This is a genomic window from Euryhalocaulis sp. (assembly GCF_013911995.1).
In the GTDB taxonomy this organism is placed as follows: domain Bacteria; phylum Pseudomonadota; class Alphaproteobacteria; order Caulobacterales; family Maricaulaceae; genus Euryhalocaulis; species Euryhalocaulis caribicus.
The window spans coordinates 26416-44866 of sequence record NZ_JACESD010000022.1; the positions used below are offsets into that span (position 1 = coordinate 26416).

Here is an 18451-nt window from a genome sequence, read left to right on the forward strand (position 1 = left end):
AGCGTCTAGAGGTATCATAAATGAGCATCCGCTCCGGCCTGTTCCTTCTGTTGGCCGCAATTGCGCTGGCCGCCTGCTCTGACGAGAGCAGTCCCGAAGCCTCCGTCGAGTTGCGCGATAACGTCACGCGTCTGGGCGATACTGTCGCAGCCGAAGTCGGGGAAACCCGCATCTATGTCTCCGATGTGGAGCGTGAGGCCGCCGCCCAGGGCGCCATTGCGCCGGGCGACCGCATCTCAACCGATTCCGACGCCTATTCCCGCGTTCTGGACGAGCTGATCGACCAGCGCCTGCTCGCCATGGAGGCGGCCCGCCGCGGCCTCGCCGACACGGATGAAGCGCGCCGCCGCCTGCAGACCGCGCGCGAACGCATTCTCGGCAATGTCCTGGTCGAGACCGCCGTGGACGAAAGCGTCACCGAGGACGCCATCCGCCGCATGTATGACGAGCAGGTGCGCCTGGTGGAGCTGGGCGACGAGGTTCGCGCGCGTCACATTCTGGTCGAGACCCGCGAGGCCGCCGACGAGATCAAGGCGCAGCTGGATGAGGGCGCGGACTTCGCACAGCTCGCCTTCGACAACTCCATAGACGAGGCGACGCGTCTGGATGGCGGCGATCTCGGCTATTTCACGTCTGACGCCATGGTCGCGCCTTTTTCCACCGCGGCTTATGCCACGCCGGTGGGTGAAACCTCCGACCCGTTCGAGACCGAATTCGGCTGGCATATCGTGAAGGTTGAAGACCGCCGGGCCCAGCAGCGCCCGAGTTTCGAGGAGCTGCGTCCGCGTATCGTGCGCTTCATGACGTTCGACGAAATCCAGAACCTGCTGGATGATCTGCGCGACAACACCGAAATCACCGTTCGCGACGCGCCGGCGGTCTCGCTGGAAGGCGATGCCGGGTCCGATGATGAACCCGTCACGCTTGAGCCTGCGCCGCAGCGGCAAGAGGACGCCGCGCCGGAAGATAACGCTGAACCGGCCCCGGAAGAGTGAGCGAAAAATCTCGCGATACTTTGGAATTGAAGGCTTTCGGGGAACCGGACCTTAATAATTCCAGTGATAGCGTCCGCCGCCCTGCATCATTGCCGCTTCTTCTTGTTTCTGCGGTGGCGTTGCTGGATGCGGATGGCCGGATACTCTTGTCCCGCCGCCCGCCGGGCAAGCCGCTGGCCGGGCTGTGGGAGTTTCCGGGCGGCAAGGTCGAGGCCGGAGAATCCCCCGAACAGGCGGCGATCCGGGAGCTTTACGAGGAGCTGGAGGTCGAACCATGCCGCACCTGCCTGCAGCCCTTCGCCTTTGCCTCCGCCCCGCAGGACGGGCGTCACATCCTGATGCCGCTGTTTCTCTGCCGCCAATGGGACGGCGTGGTGTTTCCGCGCGAGGGGCAGGAAATCGCCTGGGTGCGGCCCAAAAACCTGCTCAGCTACGACATGCCGGACGTCGACGTTCCGCTGGCCGCGGAGATCGAGGCCCGTCTGGGCTGATCGCCCGGTTTTCACGAAATGAATCCGGCGCGACAGCCATCGAGTACGGCCTCATCTGCGCCTTGATATTCCTGGCGATTGTCGGGGCGGTCACGCTGTTCGCCAATAACAGCACGGACATGTTCAATACCGTGGCGACCGAGATCGCCTCCTAAGGTTTCGGCTTGCCGGGACCGGCGGCCTCGCTCATCCTCTTCAAACCTTGGTTCTTTATCGGCTGCCGATGATAAGGTTATGCCCCACAAACGATCTGACTCTCAGGCAGATAGAATCGTTTCGGCGTTTCTGATCTCGCCGCTGGCTTTCGCGGCTTCGGTTGTCGTTGGGGTGTTCTTTGTCGATATCGGACTTTGGTGGCTGATTTGCGGGTTTGCTCTCTTGGCTTATTCAGCGGCAATGGCAGCTGGAATGCCCTCATACCTCTTATACAGAAAGCTGAAATGGAATGGCTGGGTGCACTACCTTCTATCAGCGATCTTTGTTTCAGGGGCTTTAGTTTATTTTTTTGTGGTTTACGGGGCGCCGCCGAGTGGAGAAGGCTTCGCCGATTATATATTCAATCCCGTCACAGTCTTTCTGATTTTCATATTTGTAGTAGGTCCGATTTCCACCGTCTCAGCCTTTTGGCTGATCGCGCGGCCTGACAAGATAGCAGCGTAATTTGGATGCTCTTATCCGTTCACGGCTTACGTCCCTTGGTGGGCGTATGTGGGCTTGCCTTCTCGTCGACCGTCATTTCCTCAGCGCCTAACGCGTCAGCCAACCGCACTGTGGCCGATCCCGGCGCTTTCGGCCTGGGCTGGTCAGGGGCCGGGGCCCAGCCGGAAATATTGGCGATCACGAAAGTCGCCGGCAGGCGGCCATCTTCCTCCGCGTAACGCTCGGCATAGAGCGCCAGCGCCCGCGCGAACACGGAGCGCTTAAGCGCCGGGGCGCGGTCGGACAGGGACGCTGTCTCGCCCATGCCGCGCAAATCATGGAACAGCCGCGCCGGGTCGCGATAGACGACCCGGCGGCGGTCCAGATCGGAAACCGGCATGGCGAAACCGGCCCGCTGCAACAGGCCGCCCGCGTCCCGCACATCGGCAAACGGGGCAATCCGCGCCGCCGCGCCGCCGGTAATCTCCAGCTCCGCCTCCGTGAGGCATTCCCTCAACTCGGCCAGCGTGCCCGCCGCGAACATAGACCCGATAAACAGCCCGTCCGGCTTCAGCGCCCGGCGAATCTGGATCAGCGCGCCCGGCAGGTCGTTGATCCAGTGCAGGCCCAGCGGCGCCAGCACCAGATCCAGGCTGTCTTCCGCCAGCGGCAGGGATTCTTCGTTCGCCGCAAAAGCCGGGCTGTTTGTCCGCATCGCCATGCGCGGCGACAGGTCCATTTCGGCCAGCCAGCCGATGCGGTCCGCCATCGGCCCGGCGGCCATTTCCTCGCCTGTCAGGCCCGCGCCGCCAATGGCCAGCGCCCGGTCGAAACTGCGCGTCGTGAAGGCCGCGCGCTCCAGCGAGTCCTTGACCGCCTCGCGGATCAGGAAATCATGGGCGTCTATACGTCCCGCCGCGCGGTCGCGGCGAAGGCGCAGAAGCGAACGGTCGAAGGGGGCGGGGCCGGACATGCCCGTCAGATATGCCGACAAGGCCTGGGGGAAAAGGGCGGCTCTGCTGCCCGGCGCCGCGGCGCGCGCCGCGCTGGACGCGCTATTGCCGCCGCTATCCCCGCTCAGCACGGAGCCGGTCAGCCGCGCCGGGGATGTCTCCGCCACGCTCTGGGGCGCGCTGGATTTTATCGAGGCGCCATTCTGCGACACCTGCGGAACCCCGTTTTCGTTCGAGGTGGAAGGCGCGGCCGTTTGCGGCGCCTGTGCGGCGCGGCCGCCCCGCTATGGCAAAGCGCGTTCGGCCCTGGCCTATGACGACGCCAGCCGGAAACTGGTCCTGGCGTTCAAGCACGGCGGCCGCCGGGACGCCTTGCCCGCCTTCGCGGACTGGATGGCCCGCGCCGCGGGGCCGCTGCTGGAGGAGGCGGATTATATCGCGCCCGTGCCGCTGCATTATTCCCGCCTGATCCGGCGGCGCTTCAATCAGTCCGGCGTGCTGGCGCGGGCGCTGGCGGCCAGAAGCGGCGCGGTGTTCGATCCCGACAGCCTCTATCGGCGCCGCCGGACCCAGACCCAGGCGGGCAAGACGCGCCGCGGCCGCCGCCGCAATGTCGCCGGGGCGTTCGCCGTACGTCAGTCGGCGGCGGATCGAATGCGCGGCGCGCGCGTTCTTTTGATAGACGATGTCCTGACCACCGGGGCCACGCTTGAGGCTTGCGCCCGCGCGCTTCGGCAGGCCGGGGCGGTTGAGGTGAACGCGGTGACTCTCGCGCGTGTGGCGAAGCCGCTGGACCCGTTGGCATAAACAAGAAGAGACTTACATAACGCCGCCATGAACACTGTAACGATATATACGCGCCCGTTTTGCGGCTTCTGCTCCCGCGCCATGCAGCTCTTGCGGGAAAAGGGAGCGCCGATCGAGGAAATCGACGCCGGCATGGACCCGGAAAAGCGCGCCGAAATGCGCGACAAATCCGGTGGCCGGAACACGTTTCCGCAGGTCTTCATCAATGGCGAGCATGTCGGTGGCTGTGACGATCTGTTCGCGCTGGACAAGAAAGGCGGGCTGGACGCGCTGCTGAAGGAATCGGCGTGAAGGCAGGCTTGATACAAATGCGTTCGGGCGGGGAGCCCGAAGCCAATATCGCCGCCGCTGAAAGCCTGATCCGGGAGGCCGCCCGCGAGGGCGCGCAGCTGATCGCGACGCCGGAGACGACCAATATCGTCCAGCGCGACCGCGAAAAGCTGTTCCAGCACATCAGGACGCAGGACGAAGACCCGGGCGTCGCGCATTTCGCGGCGCTGGCAAAGGAACTGGGCGTCTGGCTTCTGGCCGGCTCCTTCGCCCTGAAAATCGGCGAGGGCCGCGCGGTCAATCGCAGCCTCCTGTTCTCGCCCGTGGGCGCGCTGGAGGCGTCCTACGACAAGATACACATGTTCGACGTGACGCTGGGTTCCGGCGATAACTGGCGGGAATCAGCGACTTACCGGCCCGGACAGCAAGCGGTTATGGCCGATACCGGCGCCGCGAAGCTGGGCCTGACTATCTGCTACGACCTGCGTTTTCCCGCCCTCTATCGCGCGCTGGGACAGGCCGGGGCGGAGATTATAACCGCGCCCGCCGCCTTCACCGTGCCCACCGGGAAGGCGCATTGGGAAACGCTGATCCGCGCCCGCGCCATTGAAAACGGCGCCTATATTCTGGCCCCGGCGCAGGGCGGCGGGCACGAAGACGGCCGCGCGACCTGGGGACGCTCGACCATTGCCGGCCCGTGGGGCGAGGTGACGGCGAAGCTGGACCATGACGAACCGGGCGTGCTTCTGGCCGATCTGGATTTAGACGCGGTTCAGACTGTTCGGTCCAAAATCCCGTCCCTGCAGCATGACCGGGAGTTTTCGACCCCATGATCCGTTACGCGCTGGCCTGTGATTGCGGCCATGAATATGACGCCTGGTTTGGCTCTTCCGGCGATTTTGATGATCAGGCCGAACACGGCCTTGTCGAATGCCCGCTTTGCGGCGGCGCCGAGGTGCGTAAACAGGTCATGGCCCCGGCCATTGCGAAGTCAGGCGGCGCGAAAAAGCGCGAAAAAACGCCCGATTCAGCCGCCTTCGTGAAAGCGATGCGCGACCATATTTCCGAGAATTTCAAGGATGTCGGCGCGGATTTTTCAAAGGAAGCGCGCCGGATGCACGATGGCGAAAGCGACCAGAAGGCAATTTACGGAACCGCCACATCGCAGGAGACCGAATCCCTGCGCGAGGACGGCGTGCCATTCTCTCCGCTGCCCGCCGGCCTGACGCCGGACGGGGCGAAAAAGCTCAACTAGAAGACCCGCGCCACGCCCAGAATGACCCGCGCTTGGTTCTCGTCCTGCGTCAGGGGGCTGTCGGCGGCGTCGCCGATCAGGCGGTCATAGGTCACAACCCCGGTCAGCATCCATGTATCGGTGACCAGATAGGTGCCGAAAACCCCCGCGCCGACGGAGCGGAAACCCGCATCCGCGTCATAAACCGGCAGGCCGCTTCGCGCTGACTGCGCCGCAGTCACCCCGTAAAAGGCCTGATTATAGCCTTCGCTGCCGTATTCGGCGGTCAGGCTGGGGCGGACGATCATGCGTCCGGCGACCGGAAAGCCGAAACCGCCATTCAATTCCACCTGGGTTCCGGTGTCCGTGCCCGTGAACTGGTGCTTGATACGCGTCGTAAAGGACGGGCCGACGGGCAGATCCATCTCCCACGGGCGGTATTCCAGGCTGATTTCGGCGGCCGCGCCGCCATTGATGTCGCCCATCCCGGTCAGGATGTCGGCGTCTTCCTCATCCCGTCCGAAGGAATAATTGACCCCGGCGCCGGCGCGGAACGGGCCTTTTTCCAGCAGGTATGCGCCCGCGCCACGGATCGGATCAGCGTAGAAACGGTCCTTGTAGGTGATCAGGGCGAAGGGAAAGGCGCGTAATTCGTATTCGTCGGAGCCTTCATAGACAGGCCCGTACAGGCCGGCCGCGCCGCCCAGAATGAAGAAATCCTTGTTTTCCTGCTTCTTGATGAAGGATTCCGCGACCGGATGCAGGTCCATATCGGACTGGGCGGCGGCGGGCAGGGCGGTCATGGCGGCCAGTATTGCGGCCGCAGCGACGGTGCGGAGTGTCATGAAAGAGGGCTTCCCGGGTCTAGTCTTGCGGCGTCATACAATGCGCCAGACAGAGATAGGGTCCCGGTCCGCGCGGGAAAGCCGCAGCGAAATCTATTTTTCAGGGGCGGTTACGACCGTCATGTAATTGACGGATGTGTCGCCGGACAGCCGCCATTCGTCCGAAAGCGGGTTGAAACTGACCCCGACCGGCTCGCCAACCTCATAGCCTTCCGGCGCCAGGGCGGCCTCGATTTCTTCGGGTTTGACCAGCTTGTCGAACTGATGCGTGCCCTTTGGCAGCCAGCCCAACACGTATTCCGCGCCGAAAATGGCCATGACGAAGGCTTTTGAGGTGCGGTTAATGGTCGAAACCAGCATCAGACCGCCCGGTTTCACCACCGACGCGCTGGTTTTCAGGAACTGCGCGGGGTCGGAAACGTGCTCCACGACCTCCATATTCAGCACCGCATCGAAGGGTTTTTCGCCGCTTTCGGCCAGCAATTCGATCGTCCCGTGCCGGAAATCGACCTTCACGCCGGTCTTTTCGGCGTGCGCCTTGGCGGTTTTGACGTTCCGGATGGCCGCATCCACGCCAACGACCTCGGCCCCCAGCCGCGCCAGTGGCTCCGACAACAGGCCGCCGCCGCAGCCAATGTCCAGCAGGCGCAGACCTTTCAGCGGCTGATCGGCGTCTGCATCCAGGCCGAAATGGCGGGTCAGCGTGTCGCGAATATAGTTCAGGCGCAGCGGATTGATCTTGTGAAGCGGCTTGAACTTGCCGTCAGGATCCCACCATTCGTCCGCCATGGCGGAGAATTTTTCGATCTCTTCGGGATCGATGCTGGGCGAAGTGAGTTCTTCTACGGCTTCGTTTGCGTGGGCCATGGGGGAATTTTGCGTCCGTGTCGCTTTGCTGTATCCGACTTGAGCGCGGGTCATGCCCGTTTGACAATAATGCGCGACAGCCAGATGGCGAGGGCAAGGGAACCGCATGTCCCGGCTTGTGATGAAATTCGGCGGCACTTCGGTGGCCGGCCTTGATCGCATGCGCGTCGCCGCAAGCCGCGTGGCGCGTGAGGTTTCGGCCGGAAAATCCGTCGCCGTGGTGGTGTCCGCCATGGCGGGGGAGACCGACCGCCTGCTGGGTCTGGCGCAGGAAGCGGGCGCCGATGTCGCCGATCCGCGTGACGAAACGGACGCGATTCTGGCCACTGGCGAGCAGGTTTCCGCGGCGATGATGGCGCTGCTTCTGCGCGCCGAGGGCGTGAAGGCGCGCTCCTGGCAGGGCTGGCAGGCGCCGGTGCGGGCCTCCGCCTCTCACGGAAAAGCGCGGATCGACGGCCTGACGGACGATCTGATCGGACCGGCCATCGATTCCGGCGAAGTGGCGGTTTTGACGGGATTCCAGGGGGTCACGGAGAATAACCGGATCGCCACGCTGGGGCGCGGCGGCTCCGATGTCAGCGCGGTCGGGCTGGCCGCGGCGCTGGGCGGGGCGCAGTGCGATATCTATACCGATGTCGACGGCGTCTATTCCGCCGATCCGCGCATTGTCCGCCGCGCCCGGCGGCTGGACCGGATCAGTTACGAAGAAATGCTGGAATTCGCCTCCCTCGGGGCGAAAGTTTTGCAGACCCGCTCGGTGGAGCTGGCCATGGCGCGCAATGTTCCGCTGCGCGTGGTGTCCTCCATGACGCCTCTCGAGGCGGACAATCCGGGCACGCTGGTCTGCGCGGAGGACGAGAATATGGAACAGCGCATCGTGTCCGGCGTCGCCTATACGCGGGACGAAGCCAAGGTCAGCCTTCTGGGCCTTCCCCCGTCGCCGCAGGCCACCGCGCGCATCTTCGACCGCCTGGCGGACGCCGACGTGAACGTGGACATGATCGTCCAGAGTCCGGCGCGCAGCGGACAGGCCGCGAACATGGTCTTTACCGTCGGAATGGCGGAGCTGGACCGGGCGCTGGAGGCGATTTCTGCACACAAGGACGAAATCGGTTATTCTGAACTCGCCTCGGAGGCGAACGTGTCCAAGGTGTCGGTCATCGGACTGGGGATGCGCAGCCATTCGGGCGTGGCCCAGACGATGTTCAGCGCCCTGAACGAGCGAGGGATAGCGGCTCAGGCCATTTCGACCTCTGAAATCAAGATCTCGGTGCTGATTGACGCCGAGTATACCGAGCTGGCGGTGCGCGCCCTTCACGCCGCCTTTGGCCTGGACGCGGAATAGAGAGTCTTCCAAGGGCGGATAATGGCGAACGAAGCCGAATTGAAAACTCCTGCGCCCGAAGCGCCCGGCCCGGTCCGGTTGCTGCGCCAGATCCGCGACGTGATGGCGCGGAAAGGCGACGCACAGGAGCGGCTGGACAGCCTGGTGGACATCATTGCCGCCAATCTGCGCGCCGAGGTCTGCTCCATCTATCTGCGCCGCTCCGGCGGCTCGCTGGAGCTGTGCGCCACCGAAGGCCTGAAAGCCGAAGCGGTTCACGCCACGCGCCTGAACGCCGGCGAGGGCCTGGTCGGCTGGGTAGCGCAGACCGCGCGGCCGCTTTCCACGATCAGCGCGCAGGAGCATCCGGCCTTCTCCTACCGGCCGGAGACGGGCGAGGACGCCTATCAGACCTTCCTGGGCGTGCCGATCCTGCGCGGCGGCCGTCTGCTGGGCGTGCTGGTGGTGCAGAGCGTCGAAAAGCGCGGCTACCGCGAAGACGAAATCGAGACCCTGCAGACCATCGCCATGGTGCTGGCCGAGGTGATCGCCTCCGGCGACCTTCTGGACACGGTGGCGCTGGAAGGGATCGAGCTTCGGCCCTCCCGCTTTGAGACCCTGCAGGGGCGCGCCTTTGCCGGCGGCATCGCCATCGGCACGGCGCTGGTGCACAAGCCGCATGTCGGCTCCACCCGGCTGATCGCGGATGATCCGGACGCCGAGGAGCAACGCCTGCGTTTGGCTCTGGGGCAGTTGCAGTCGGACCTGGACCGCTGGGCGGAGCGGGATGCGCGGGTCGGCGCGGGGCTGACCGGCGAGGTATTCGACACCTACCGCATGTTCGCGCGCGATCCGGCCTGGACCGGCAAGCTGTTCGACGCGGTGCGGTCCGGCCTGACCGCCGAGGCGGCGGTGGAGCGCGCGCGGAACGAGCAGCGCGCCCGCCTGACCCAGACGCGGGACGCCTTCTTCAGCGACCGGCTGCACGATCTGGAAGACATCGCCAATCGCACGCTGCGCTATCTTTCAGGCGAGGATACGCAGGTCGAGCTGCCCGAGAACGCCATTCTGATCGCCCGCCATATCGGGCCGGCGGACCTGCTGGAATACGGCGCCGGGACGCTGAAGGGCGTGGCGCTGGAGGAGGGGTCGGCGTCCGGCCACGCGGCGATTGTGGCGCGGGCGCTGGGCATTCCGCTGGTCGGGCGTCTGGATGACGCACTGGACCGCGCCGAAGACGGGGACGTGGTGATACTGGACGGCGAATCCGGCGCCATTCATCTGCGGCCCTCCGATGAGGTTCTGGAATCCTACACCGCCCGCGTCGCCCTGCGCGGCAAGCGTCAGGCGGAATTTGCCCGGCTGCGCCACCGTCCCTCCCGCACCAAAGACGGGCAGGATGCGGAGCTGATGCTGAACGCCGGCCTGCTGGTCGACCTGCCGCAGATGGGGGCGACCGGGGCGGACGGGATGGGGCTGTTCCGCACCGAGTTCCAGTTCATGATCGCCGAGCAGCTGCCCCGGCTGGAAGCGCAGATCGAGGTCTATTCGCAGGTGCTGGACGCCGCCCGCGACAAGCCGGTGATTTTCCGCACGCTGGATCTCGGCGGGGACAAGATCCTGCCCTATGTCTCCTCGGAGCGGGAGCGCAATCCGGCGCTGGGCTGGCGCGCGATCCGCATGTCGCTGGATCGCAAGGGGCTGCTCCGCTACCAGCTCCGCGCGCTGATGACCGCCTCCGCCGGGCGGGAGCTGAACGTGATGTTCCCGATGCTGGCGACGGTCGGCGAATACCGCGCCGCGCGGGCCTTGGCCCTGAAGGAATTCGAATGGGCCCGGAGCCGCGGACGGCCCGTGCCGGACAAGCTGAATATCGGCGCCATGGTGGAGACGCCGGCCTTCGCCTGGGCCCTTCCGTCGGTCATGGGGGAGACGGATTTCGTGTCCGTGGGCGTGAACGATCTGTTCCAGTTCTTCTTTGCCGCGGACCGCGATCATCCGCGCCTGACAGACCGATATGACGCGCTGGATCCTTACTTCTTGACGATGCTGGCCCGAATCCGGGACATCTGCGCCGAACATGGCGTTCCGGCCGGCGTTTGCGGCGAGATGTCCGGCCGCCCGCTGGAGGCGATGGCGCTTATGGGCCTAGGTTTCCGGCGGCTTTCCATGCCGCCGAGCGGGTTCGGGCCTGTGAAGGCGATGGCGCTGCAGCTTGACGTGAAATCTCTGGCAGAGCGCTTGCAAGAGGTGATTCGCAGCGACAACGGCTCGACGCGGGAATTTCTGAAGGAATATGCCGCGCAGAGTAATTTTTCCGGGCTAACCCATTGGCAAATCGGGTGAAGCCTGTTAATAAAATCGTTGCGGTGAGGCTTTATAGTCACACCGTGCGCTGGGGGGAGCCGCAGGGGATGCGGTTCAGCGCGAAACAAGGGGTAGAAGGATCTTATGACCGCAATCGGGTTCTCGGACGAGTGGTTCGGAGACGAGGTCTCCGGCTTCGAGGACGAACATGTCGGGGCGCAACTCCGGCAGGCGCGTCTGGAGCGCGGCCTGGAACTGGCCGACGCGGCGACCGCGCTACGCATCAAGGAAGAATATCTCACCGCGCTTGAAGAAGCCGATCCGCTGGCGCTGCCGCCGCGGGCCTATGCGGTGAGCTTTGCGCGGAATTACGCGACCTTCCTGGGTCTGGATCCCTGCCATATTGCGGAAGGCGTCAAGAATGACTGCCGGTTCCGCGACGGTTACAAGCCCGAGCTGATTCAACCCGAAGCCCCGCCTGAGCAACGCCTTCCGCGCGGCTTGGCCGGCGCCATCGGCGTGTTCGCGCTCGCTGCGGTCGCCATGACTTGGTACGGCTATAACGCTCCGGCCAATTCGGCCAGCGAAGACACCCCGCCCGTGCCCGCCGCCCTTGCCGAGTGGAGCTTCGATGAAGCGCCGCAGGAGGCCGACGCCTCCATCTGGAACGGTCTGGCCGGCGAGAGCGCCGAACAGCAGGACACCGCGACTGAAGCCGCGACCGAAGGCGCCCCCTCTGAAGTCGCCGCTGCTGAATAAGACGCGGCGGCCGCATGGCGGCCCAACTCATCGATTGTTATATCAGGCCTGACTTGCGCGGCGGATGCCGCCGCGCGCCGAGTTCTGGTGTGAACCTGCTGTCATGACTGTCGAAGACGCCATGCATGTCCGCCCCTGGCGGGCCATCGAACGCCGCAAGAGCCGCCAGATCCATGTCGGGTCCGTTCCCGTGGGCGGGGACGCGCCGATCAGCGTCCAGTCCATGACCAATACGCGAACGCCCGACGTCGCCGGAACGGTGGCGCAGATTCGCGCGCTGGAGGACGGGGGGGCGGACATCGTGCGCGTGTCCTGCCCGGACGAGGACTCCACCGCTGCGCTGAAAGACATCGTGGCGCAGGTCAATGTGCCGATCGTCGCCGATATCCATTTCCACTATAAGCGCGGCATCGAGGCGGCGGAGGCGGGCGCGGCCTGCCTGCGTATCAATCCGGGCAATATCGGGTCGAAAGACCGGGTTCGAGACGTGGTGCAGGCGGCCAAGGATCATGGCTGCTCCATCCGCATCGGCGTGAACGCCGGATCGCTGGAGCGCCATCTTCTGGAAAAATATGGCGAGCCGTGCCCCGAAGCGATGGTGGAAAGCGCGATGATGCACGCCGCGATCCTGGAAGAGCATGATTTCCGCGAGTACAAGGTTTCCGCCAAGGCCAGCGATGTTTTCCTGACCGTGGCGGCCTATCAGGCGCTGTCGGAAGCGATGGACTGTCCGCTGCATCTGGGCGTGACGGAGGCGGGCGCCCGGCGCTCCGGCACCATCAAGTCCTCCATCGGGCTGGGATCGCTGCTGTGGGCCGGGATCGGGGACACGATCCGGGTGTCGCTGTCCGAGGACCCGGTCGAGGAAATCAAGGTCGGCTACGACATCCTTAAAAGCCTGAACCTGCGCACGCGCGGGGTGAATATCATCGCCTGCCCGTCCTGCGCCCGGCAGGGGTTCGAGGTGATCGAGACGGTGCGGACGCTGGAGGACCGGCTGGCCCATATCGCCGAGCCGATCTCCCTGTCGATCATCGGCTGCGTGGTCAACGGGCCGGGCGAGGCGGCCTATACGGACCTTGGCTTCACTGGCGGCGGCAAAGATTCCGGCATGCTTTACGTTTCCGGCAAGCCGTCCGCGAAACTCTCCAACGAGGAGATGATCGAGCGGATCGTCCAAATGGTCGAGGACAAGGCCGCCGAGATGCGCGCCGCAGGCGAAAGCGCAAAAAGCGCGGCTGAATAAGCGGTTACGGGCCTGCAGTCCGCTGGCTTTAAGTCGGCTTTCTTAAACCTATAGTCATTTCGAACCCGTTTTCTGGGTTGAATGCCGTAGTCCGACCAGAGCCCTGGATGATGAAGCAAAAGTTTTCAGACTATGCCGGCGAAATGTTCGACCGGCTGCCCGATGCAATCGCGGTGGCCGATCAGCAGCGCATCATCCAGGAGGTGAATCCCGCCTTTCTTGAACTTTTCCGCTATTCCGAGGAGGAGATCGTCGGCCAGTCCACCGCGGTCCTCTACGCAGATCCCGAGGATTTCAACCAACAGGGACAAAGCCGGTTCAACGCGGCGGCTTCGGCGGACAGCAGCGAATATATCATGCGGTATCAGACCGCGGACGGGGTGGTGTTTCACGGCGCCACGATCGGCGTTCCGCTGACCAATGGCGGCGACAAACATGTCGGCTTCATGGGGTCCATCCGCGATGTGACCGACCGTGTTTTGCGGCAACAGGGCATGTCGGCGATCCTTGAACTCGCCGCCAGCGCCAGCGATCCCGATTACAAGTTGCGCGAATTGCTGCGCCTGGGATGTGAGCATTTCGGGCTGGACCTTGGCATCATCAGCGCGGTCGACGGCGACCGCTACGAAGTGTTGCGGGTGTTCGACCCGACGGGCGAGATCCAGGCCGGGCAGGTCTTCGCGGTTGGAGAATCCTTCACGCGCGACGTGCTGAACAGCGCCGCCCCCCTGGCGTTTCACGATGCGCCGGAGACCGGGGCCGTGCAGCATCCCTGCTATCAGAATGCCGGCATTTCGGGATTTATCGGCGCGCGCGTGGTGCGGGGCGGCAAGGTTACCGGCACGATCAGTTTTTCATCGGCGAAGCCGCAACAGCCTTTCACCCATTCCGATTTCGACATCATGCGTCTGATCGCCGGCAAGGTGGGGCATGAGCTGGACCGGCTGGATCATGAGGAAGCGCTGGAGACTTCGCGCGATCAGGCTCTGAAAGCCGACAAGGTCAAATCCGAATTCCTGGCGGTGGTCAGCCATGAGTTGCGCACCCCCATGAACGCCATTCTTGGCGCCACGCAGGCGTTGCGGACCAGCGAGCTGGATGACTGGCAGGCCCAGCAGCTGGACATGATCGGGGAAGGCGGCGGGATGCTGCTGACCCTGTTGAACGACCTCCTGGACCTGTCGAAAATCGAAGCGGGCAAAATGACCATCGAGGTCATTCCGCTGGATCCCTCTGATCTTCTGGAGAAGGCGCAGAAACTCTGGGACGCGCGTGCGCGCGACAAGGGGCTGTCGCTTCATCTCAGCATTCATAATGCGCCGGACGCCGTGATGGGCGACCCCACCCGTCTTCGCCAGATCCTGTTCAACCTGATTTCAAACGCGGTGAAATTCACCAGCGAGGGCGAAATCGCCATCCGGGCGGATTTTGAGGAATCCGCCGCCGAGGAATGGCGGATGACATTGTCCGTCACCGATTCAGGGCCGGGCGTGCCTGCGGAGGCGCGCGAGCGGATATTCGAGGCCTTTGAACAGACCGATCACAGCATCAGCCGCAAATATGGCGGCACGGGTCTGGGCCTGCCCATCAGCCGCAAGCTGGCGCAGGCCATGGACGGCGACCTTGTCCTTGCCGATGGCGGCGAACAGGGTGCGACATTCACGCTGACGGTGCCGCTCAGGCGCGCCCGTCTGGAAGAGGCGGAAACCAAGGAAACCCTGCAGTCCAACACGCCGCGCGGATTGAAAGTCCTGGTCGTCGAGGATGTCGGCATCAATCACGCGATCCTGGAGGCGCTGCTGCGGACCCTGGATTACAGGATTACGCAGGCATGGACCGGTCTGGAGGCTCTGAACCTGGCGGAATCGCAGGATTTCGACCTCGTCTTGATGGATATGGGCCTGCCTGAACTGGACGGGCTTGAAACCACGCGGCGGCTGCGCGCGTCCGGCGGGATCAACGCGGATACGCCGGTGGTCGGACTGACGGCCAATACGCATGACGACGACAAAAAGAAATGCCTGAACGCCGGAATGGACGGCTATGCCGTGAAACCGATTGATATTCGCGCCCTGTTTGCGGAAATCACGCGCGTCGTTAAAGCGGGCGGGCGTCGCGCCATATCGGCCGGTCAGGCTAACGGCGAGGCCTCCTGACCGCAGCCATCACTGGCCGGCGAGGATCGGGAACGGGTTCATCGGTTCGCCCAGCCACCAGCTCTTGTCTTCGTCCAGTTCGCTGATCTGGAAGTGAAGGTGCGGGGCGCTGTCCGGCGCGTTGCCGCTGGTTCCGACATAGCCGATCAGATCGCCGCGCTCGACGCTCTGGCCTTCTTCCAGCGCGTCGGCATAGGCGTCCAGATGCGCGTAATAATAGGAATAGGTTTCGGTGGGATCGAACTGATAGATGGTCAGACCCCCGCGGTTGCTGTCGAAGAGCTTGACGATTGTGCCGTCATCGGCGGCCAGAACGGGCGTGCCGCGCTCGGCCATGATGTCGATGGCGCGGTGTTCGCGTCCGCCGGAACGCGGATCGTCATAATTGTCGCTCAACATGCCGGTCGGCACGCCGCTGACGGGTATGATCAGGGGGCGCGGAAAGTCGGAAGGCGGGGCGGCGACAGGCGCCGCCGCGGGCGCGGCGGGCTGGCGGCTGTTTGCCGGGGCGCCGGCCCGGGATTCCGGCGCCGCAACATCCGCTGACGGAGGTTCGGTCGCATCCAGACGTTGCGCCGCAATCGCCGTGATTTCAGGCGATGGCGCGGACGGATCCGGCGTCGTGGCCGTGCGGGTTAGAAAAATGGCGGCGTAGACAATCAGGATTACGCCGATCACGCCCCCGGCGGCCAGGCGGGCATATTCGGCAGTTCTGCTCATTCCATGCCTAACCCGCAGCCCCGCCAGAGAGTTCCGCCGCGTCAGGCGCTATCAGGCTTTGCGCCGCGCCGCGGCAACCGCTATTCGATGCGCCATGCCGCATATACCCGAATCCCGCCTCAATCAGGTCGTCGACCGTTTTGACGCCATCGAAGCCGAGATGTCCGCCGCCGCGGACGCCGACGCGATTGTCCGCCTGTCCAAGGAGCACGCCGAGCTGAAGCCGGTGGCCGATGCGGCGCGCGAGCTCTCCACGCTGCGCCAGCAACTGGAAGAGGCCGAGGCGCTGGCCAGGGACGCGGACGACGCGGAAATGAAGGAGCTGGCCGAGGCCGAGGCCGACGAGCTGCGCGACCAGATCCCGGGCAAGGAAAAGGCGCTGCAGCTACTGCTTCTGCCCAAGGACAAGGACGACCAGGCCTCCGTCATGCTGGAAGTGCGCGCCGGGACGGGCGGCGACGAGGCGGCGCTGTTCGCCGGCGATTTGTTCCGCATGTATCAGCGCTACGCGCAGGATCAGGGCTGGAAAGTGGAGATCGAATCCGAATCCGAGGGCGACGCGGGCGGATACAAGGAAATTATCGCCTCGGTCGAGGGCGCGGGCGTGTTCGGACGCCTGAAATGGGAATCCGGCGTACATCGCGTGCAGCGCGTGCCCGACACCGAAGCGGGCGGCCGCATCCATACCTCGGCGGCGACGGTGGCGGTGCTGCCCCAGCCGGAAGATGTGGAAATCGAGATCCGGCAGGAAGATTTGCGCGTCGACACGATGCGCGCGTCGGGCGCGGGCGGCCAGCATGTCAACAAGACCGATTCCGCGGTTCGGATGACGCATATTCCGACCGGCATCGTGGTCATGTCCTCCGAAAAGTCGCAGCACCAGAACCGCGCCCGCGCCATGCAGATGCTGAAAACCAAGCTCTATGACATGGAGCGCGAGGCCAAGGATTCGGAGCGCGCGGCGGACCGCGCCAGCCAGGTCGGCTCCGGCGACCGCTCGGAGCGCATCCGCACCTATAATTTCCCGCAGGGGCGGGTCTCCGACCACCGCATCAATCTGACGCTCTACAAGCTGGACAAAGTGCTGGAGGGCGAGGCGCTGGACGAGCTTCTGGACGCCCTGATCTCCGAAGACCAGGCGCACAAACTGGCCGCGATGGAGGGGGCGGAGGCCTAGCGGCGGACGCCGACCACGATGTCCTGCTGCGCCTGGCTGCCGCTCGGCTCGATACCCTTGATGTCAAAGTAATCCTGCCAGCGGGCGAGGACGTAGCCGGTGGCATGGCGCGTGTTGCGGTAATAGTCGGCGCGGTTGCCCAGCATGTCGGCAAACAGGGGCGGGATGTCGCTGTCCGAGATGCCGTGGCGGCGCATTTCCCGCGCATAGCGGATCATCTTTGGCAGGCGCGCGCGTTTGAGCGCGGATTCGGCGGCCACTGTGACAAGCAACAGGCCGCCGGGCTTCAGGACGCGGCGGTGTTCGGCCAGCCAGCGGAACTGGTCTTCTTCGCACAGGTGCGTGTAGACGGACAGGCCGATCACCGCGTCGAAGCTGGCGTCCGGGAAGGGCAAAGGCGGGTCCAGGCCGATCGGGGCGAACTGGACATCCGGTATGTTCGCAGCTGCCCAGGCGATGTTCTCCGCATCGATATCCACGCCGTGAATTTCCGCCTGCAGCATCCGGGGAAGGTGCTGGGTCAGACGTCCGGCGCCGCAGCCCCAGTCGAGGATTTTTTCACAATCGGTCAGCGATTTGGCTGCGTGGGCGCGCGCCGCGTGGTCGACATGCCAGAGGCTGGAATAACCGGAGAAAAAGTGACCGGCGCGCAGCAGGTCCTGTCCGCCCGCGCCTTTGCGCTCTGTGAAATGCGGATTGGTGCGCTCCACATTGCCGAAAGGCGGCGCGGACCAATCGCGCAAACACTCTTTCCAGTATGCCGGCAGGAAATAATTCATCCCGTGAAGGAAACCGGCGGAAGCGCCGTCCGGTCTTTGTGCGGAAAACAGGAAGCCGCGCGGGTCGGAGGGCGCGGCGGCCAGATCGGCCTCGCCCTGGAATCGCCAGGACGGGCGGGCGCGGTCGAAGGCAAAGTGAAGCGGGTCGGCCGGTTCGGACAGTCTTTCGCAGACGCACTTGAACGCCGGCTGTCCATTCACCGTCACCGCCAGGTCATCTTCCCGGCCCTCGGGCAATGAATACCAGCCGGTAAAGGCGACCACATCGTTCCGGACATGGGTGATGGTCTCGAAATTGATGTAGCTATATTCCGCGAAGAAGCGCCGGGCGTCCGCGAAGCTGGCCTCCGTGAATTGCGCCGATTGCCGGAAAATCGGCGTTTCTCCATCCTCGGTCATCACCGCCGCCTGAATGCGGTGATCAATGCCGGCCCGGAAAAACTCGGGGATGCGGAAACTGAATCCGGATGGCGTTTCCTGTTGTTTCACAGCGTCCATGAAGGACAGGTCGCGGTCCGGAAACAGTCCCGGCAAGGTGCGCCTGTTCACCAGATCGCCCGCCAGAACGATTCCGACGACCTTTTCGTCCACGCTTATCTTGATGCGAAGCGGTTTCAGCGGCGCCGAGGCGTCGATCACGACGCCGGATACGACATTGTCGTCTTCCATCCGAACATGGTGCAGAAGGGTGCCGTGACTCATGTTCAAGCGTGCCTGTTCGCGTCAGAAAGGGACTGGACGATTAACCCCCCGGTGGCGGCATGAAAACAGCAAATAGACAGAACCGCGTCGGGGCGTTGCGGCGTTCGCTGGCCTCGCGCCTGGCCGCGGCGGGAAACGACACGCCCGATCTGGACGCCCGCCTGTTGATCCAGCACGTCT

The 18451-nt window shown here is 64.4% G+C and carries 19 protein-coding genes; 14 read left to right on the forward strand and 5 right to left on the reverse strand.

The window, feature by feature from the left end; all coding sequences use genetic code 11:
- Positions 1–20: 20 nt before the first annotated feature.
- The 4 genes from H2040_RS07665 (at position 21) to H2040_RS07680 (ending at position 2146) form a co-directional block, all read left to right on the forward strand.
- Entirely contained in the window at positions 21–995 is a 975-nt protein-coding gene (locus tag H2040_RS07665) for a peptidylprolyl isomerase (protein ID WP_287156500.1), read from the forward strand.
- 89 nt (positions 996–1084) lie between these two features.
- Positions 1085–1486 (forward strand): (deoxy)nucleoside triphosphate pyrophosphohydrolase, encoded by a 402-nt coding sequence (locus H2040_RS07670; protein WP_022697246.1) that lies wholly within the window; start codon positions 1085–1087, stop codon positions 1484–1486.
- Positions 1486–1641 (forward strand): Flp family type IVb pilin, encoded by a 156-nt coding sequence (locus H2040_RS07675; RefSeq protein WP_287156557.1) that lies wholly within the window; start codon positions 1486–1488, stop codon positions 1639–1641. The genes H2040_RS07670 and H2040_RS07675 overlap by 1 nt, the downstream gene beginning before the upstream one ends.
- A gap of 79 nt (positions 1642–1720) precedes the next feature.
- A complete protein-coding gene (locus H2040_RS07680) occupies positions 1721–2146 on the forward strand; it encodes a hypothetical protein (protein ID WP_287156506.1) in 426 nt (141 codons plus the stop codon).
- A 19-nt stretch (positions 2147–2165) separates the two neighbouring features.
- Here H2040_RS07680 and H2040_RS07685 read toward each other — a convergent pair whose 3' ends face one another.
- Entirely contained in the window at positions 2166–3098 is a 933-nt protein-coding gene (locus H2040_RS07685) for a methyltransferase domain-containing protein (RefSeq protein WP_287156508.1), read from the reverse strand.
- On the opposite strand from H2040_RS07685, the gene H2040_RS07690 reads away from it, so the two are divergent.
- The 4 genes from H2040_RS07690 to H2040_RS07705 are packed head-to-tail and all read left to right on the forward strand — an operon-like array spanning position 3097 to position 5410.
- The gene (locus H2040_RS07690) at positions 3097–3885 is read left to right on the forward strand and encodes a ComFC family protein (protein ID WP_287156510.1); all 789 of its coding nucleotides are present in this window, start codon (positions 3097–3099) and stop codon (positions 3883–3885) included. The two genes, H2040_RS07685 and H2040_RS07690, sit on opposite strands and share 2 nt — an antisense overlap.
- A gap of 27 nt (positions 3886–3912) precedes the next feature.
- The gene (gene grxC / locus H2040_RS07695) at positions 3913–4176 is read left to right on the forward strand and encodes a glutaredoxin 3 (protein ID WP_022697242.1); all 264 of its coding nucleotides are present in this window, start codon (positions 3913–3915) and stop codon (positions 4174–4176) included.
- Between the two features lie 8 nt (positions 4177–4184).
- Positions 4185–4988 carry a carbon-nitrogen hydrolase family protein gene (locus tag H2040_RS07700; RefSeq protein ID WP_287156513.1) on the forward strand — a complete coding sequence of 268 codons (804 nt, stop codon included), beginning with the start codon at positions 4185–4187 and terminating at the stop codon, positions 4986–4988.
- Complete coding sequence (locus tag H2040_RS07705) at positions 4985–5410, forward strand: DUF1178 family protein (protein ID WP_287156515.1); 426 nt, start codon at positions 4985–4987, stop codon at positions 5408–5410. The genes H2040_RS07700 and H2040_RS07705 overlap by 4 nt, the downstream gene beginning before the upstream one ends.
- On the opposite strand, the gene H2040_RS07710 is transcribed toward H2040_RS07705, so the two are convergent.
- Positions 5407–6234, reverse strand: a complete 828-nt coding sequence (locus tag H2040_RS07710; RefSeq protein WP_287156517.1) for a MipA/OmpV family protein — start codon at positions 6232–6234, stop codon at positions 5407–5409. The two genes, H2040_RS07705 and H2040_RS07710, sit on opposite strands and share 4 nt — an antisense overlap.
- A gap of 93 nt (positions 6235–6327) precedes the next feature.
- The gene (ubiG, locus tag H2040_RS07715) at positions 6328–7101 is read right to left on the reverse strand and encodes a bifunctional 2-polyprenyl-6-hydroxyphenol methylase/3-demethylubiquinol 3-O-methyltransferase UbiG (protein ID WP_287156519.1); all 774 of its coding nucleotides are present in this window, start codon (positions 7099–7101) and stop codon (positions 6328–6330) included.
- 106 nt (positions 7102–7207) lie between these two features.
- Between ubiG and H2040_RS07720 the strand changes: the two genes are divergently transcribed.
- The 5 genes from H2040_RS07720 to H2040_RS07740 all read left to right on the forward strand — a co-directional run bounded on the left by H2040_RS07720 (position 7208) and on the right by H2040_RS07740 (position 14893).
- Positions 7208–8446, forward strand: a complete 1239-nt coding sequence (locus H2040_RS07720; protein WP_287156544.1) for an aspartate kinase — start codon at positions 7208–7210, stop codon at positions 8444–8446.
- A 21-nt stretch (positions 8447–8467) separates the two neighbouring features.
- Positions 8468–10771, forward strand: coding sequence for a phosphoenolpyruvate--protein phosphotransferase (gene ptsP, locus H2040_RS07725; protein ID WP_287156546.1), 2304 nt, complete (start codon positions 8468–8470; stop codon positions 10769–10771).
- Positions 10772–10876: 105 nt separating this feature from the next.
- Positions 10877–11491, forward strand: a complete 615-nt coding sequence (locus H2040_RS07730) for a helix-turn-helix domain-containing protein (RefSeq protein ID WP_287156547.1) — start codon at positions 10877–10879, stop codon at positions 11489–11491.
- Positions 11492–11594: 103 nt separating this feature from the next.
- Complete coding sequence (gene ispG, locus H2040_RS07735) at positions 11595–12737, forward strand: flavodoxin-dependent (E)-4-hydroxy-3-methylbut-2-enyl-diphosphate synthase (protein WP_353844818.1); 1143 nt, start codon at positions 11595–11597, stop codon at positions 12735–12737.
- Positions 12738–12844: 107 nt separating this feature from the next.
- Positions 12845–14893, forward strand: a complete 2049-nt coding sequence (locus H2040_RS07740) for an ATP-binding protein (protein ID WP_287156548.1) — start codon at positions 12845–12847, stop codon at positions 14891–14893.
- A gap of 9 nt (positions 14894–14902) precedes the next feature.
- Here the strand turns inward: H2040_RS07740 and H2040_RS07745 are convergent, their stop codons facing one another.
- Positions 14903–15613, reverse strand: coding sequence for a M23 family metallopeptidase (locus H2040_RS07745; RefSeq protein ID WP_287156550.1), 711 nt, complete (start codon positions 15611–15613; stop codon positions 14903–14905).
- 94 nt (positions 15614–15707) lie between these two features.
- Here H2040_RS07745 and prfA point away from each other — a divergent pair, with 94 nt between their 5' ends.
- On the forward strand, positions 15708–16790 hold the full coding sequence (gene prfA / locus H2040_RS07750) for a peptide chain release factor 1 (protein WP_022697231.1): 1083 nt from the start codon (positions 15708–15710) through the stop codon (positions 16788–16790).
- On the opposite strand, the gene H2040_RS07755 is transcribed toward prfA, so the two are convergent.
- Positions 16787–18271 carry a class I SAM-dependent methyltransferase gene (locus H2040_RS07755; RefSeq protein ID WP_287156554.1) on the reverse strand — a complete coding sequence of 495 codons (1485 nt, stop codon included), beginning with the start codon at positions 18269–18271 and terminating at the stop codon, positions 16787–16789. The two genes, prfA and H2040_RS07755, sit on opposite strands and share 4 nt — an antisense overlap.
- Positions 18272–18451: the final 180 nt, after the last annotated feature.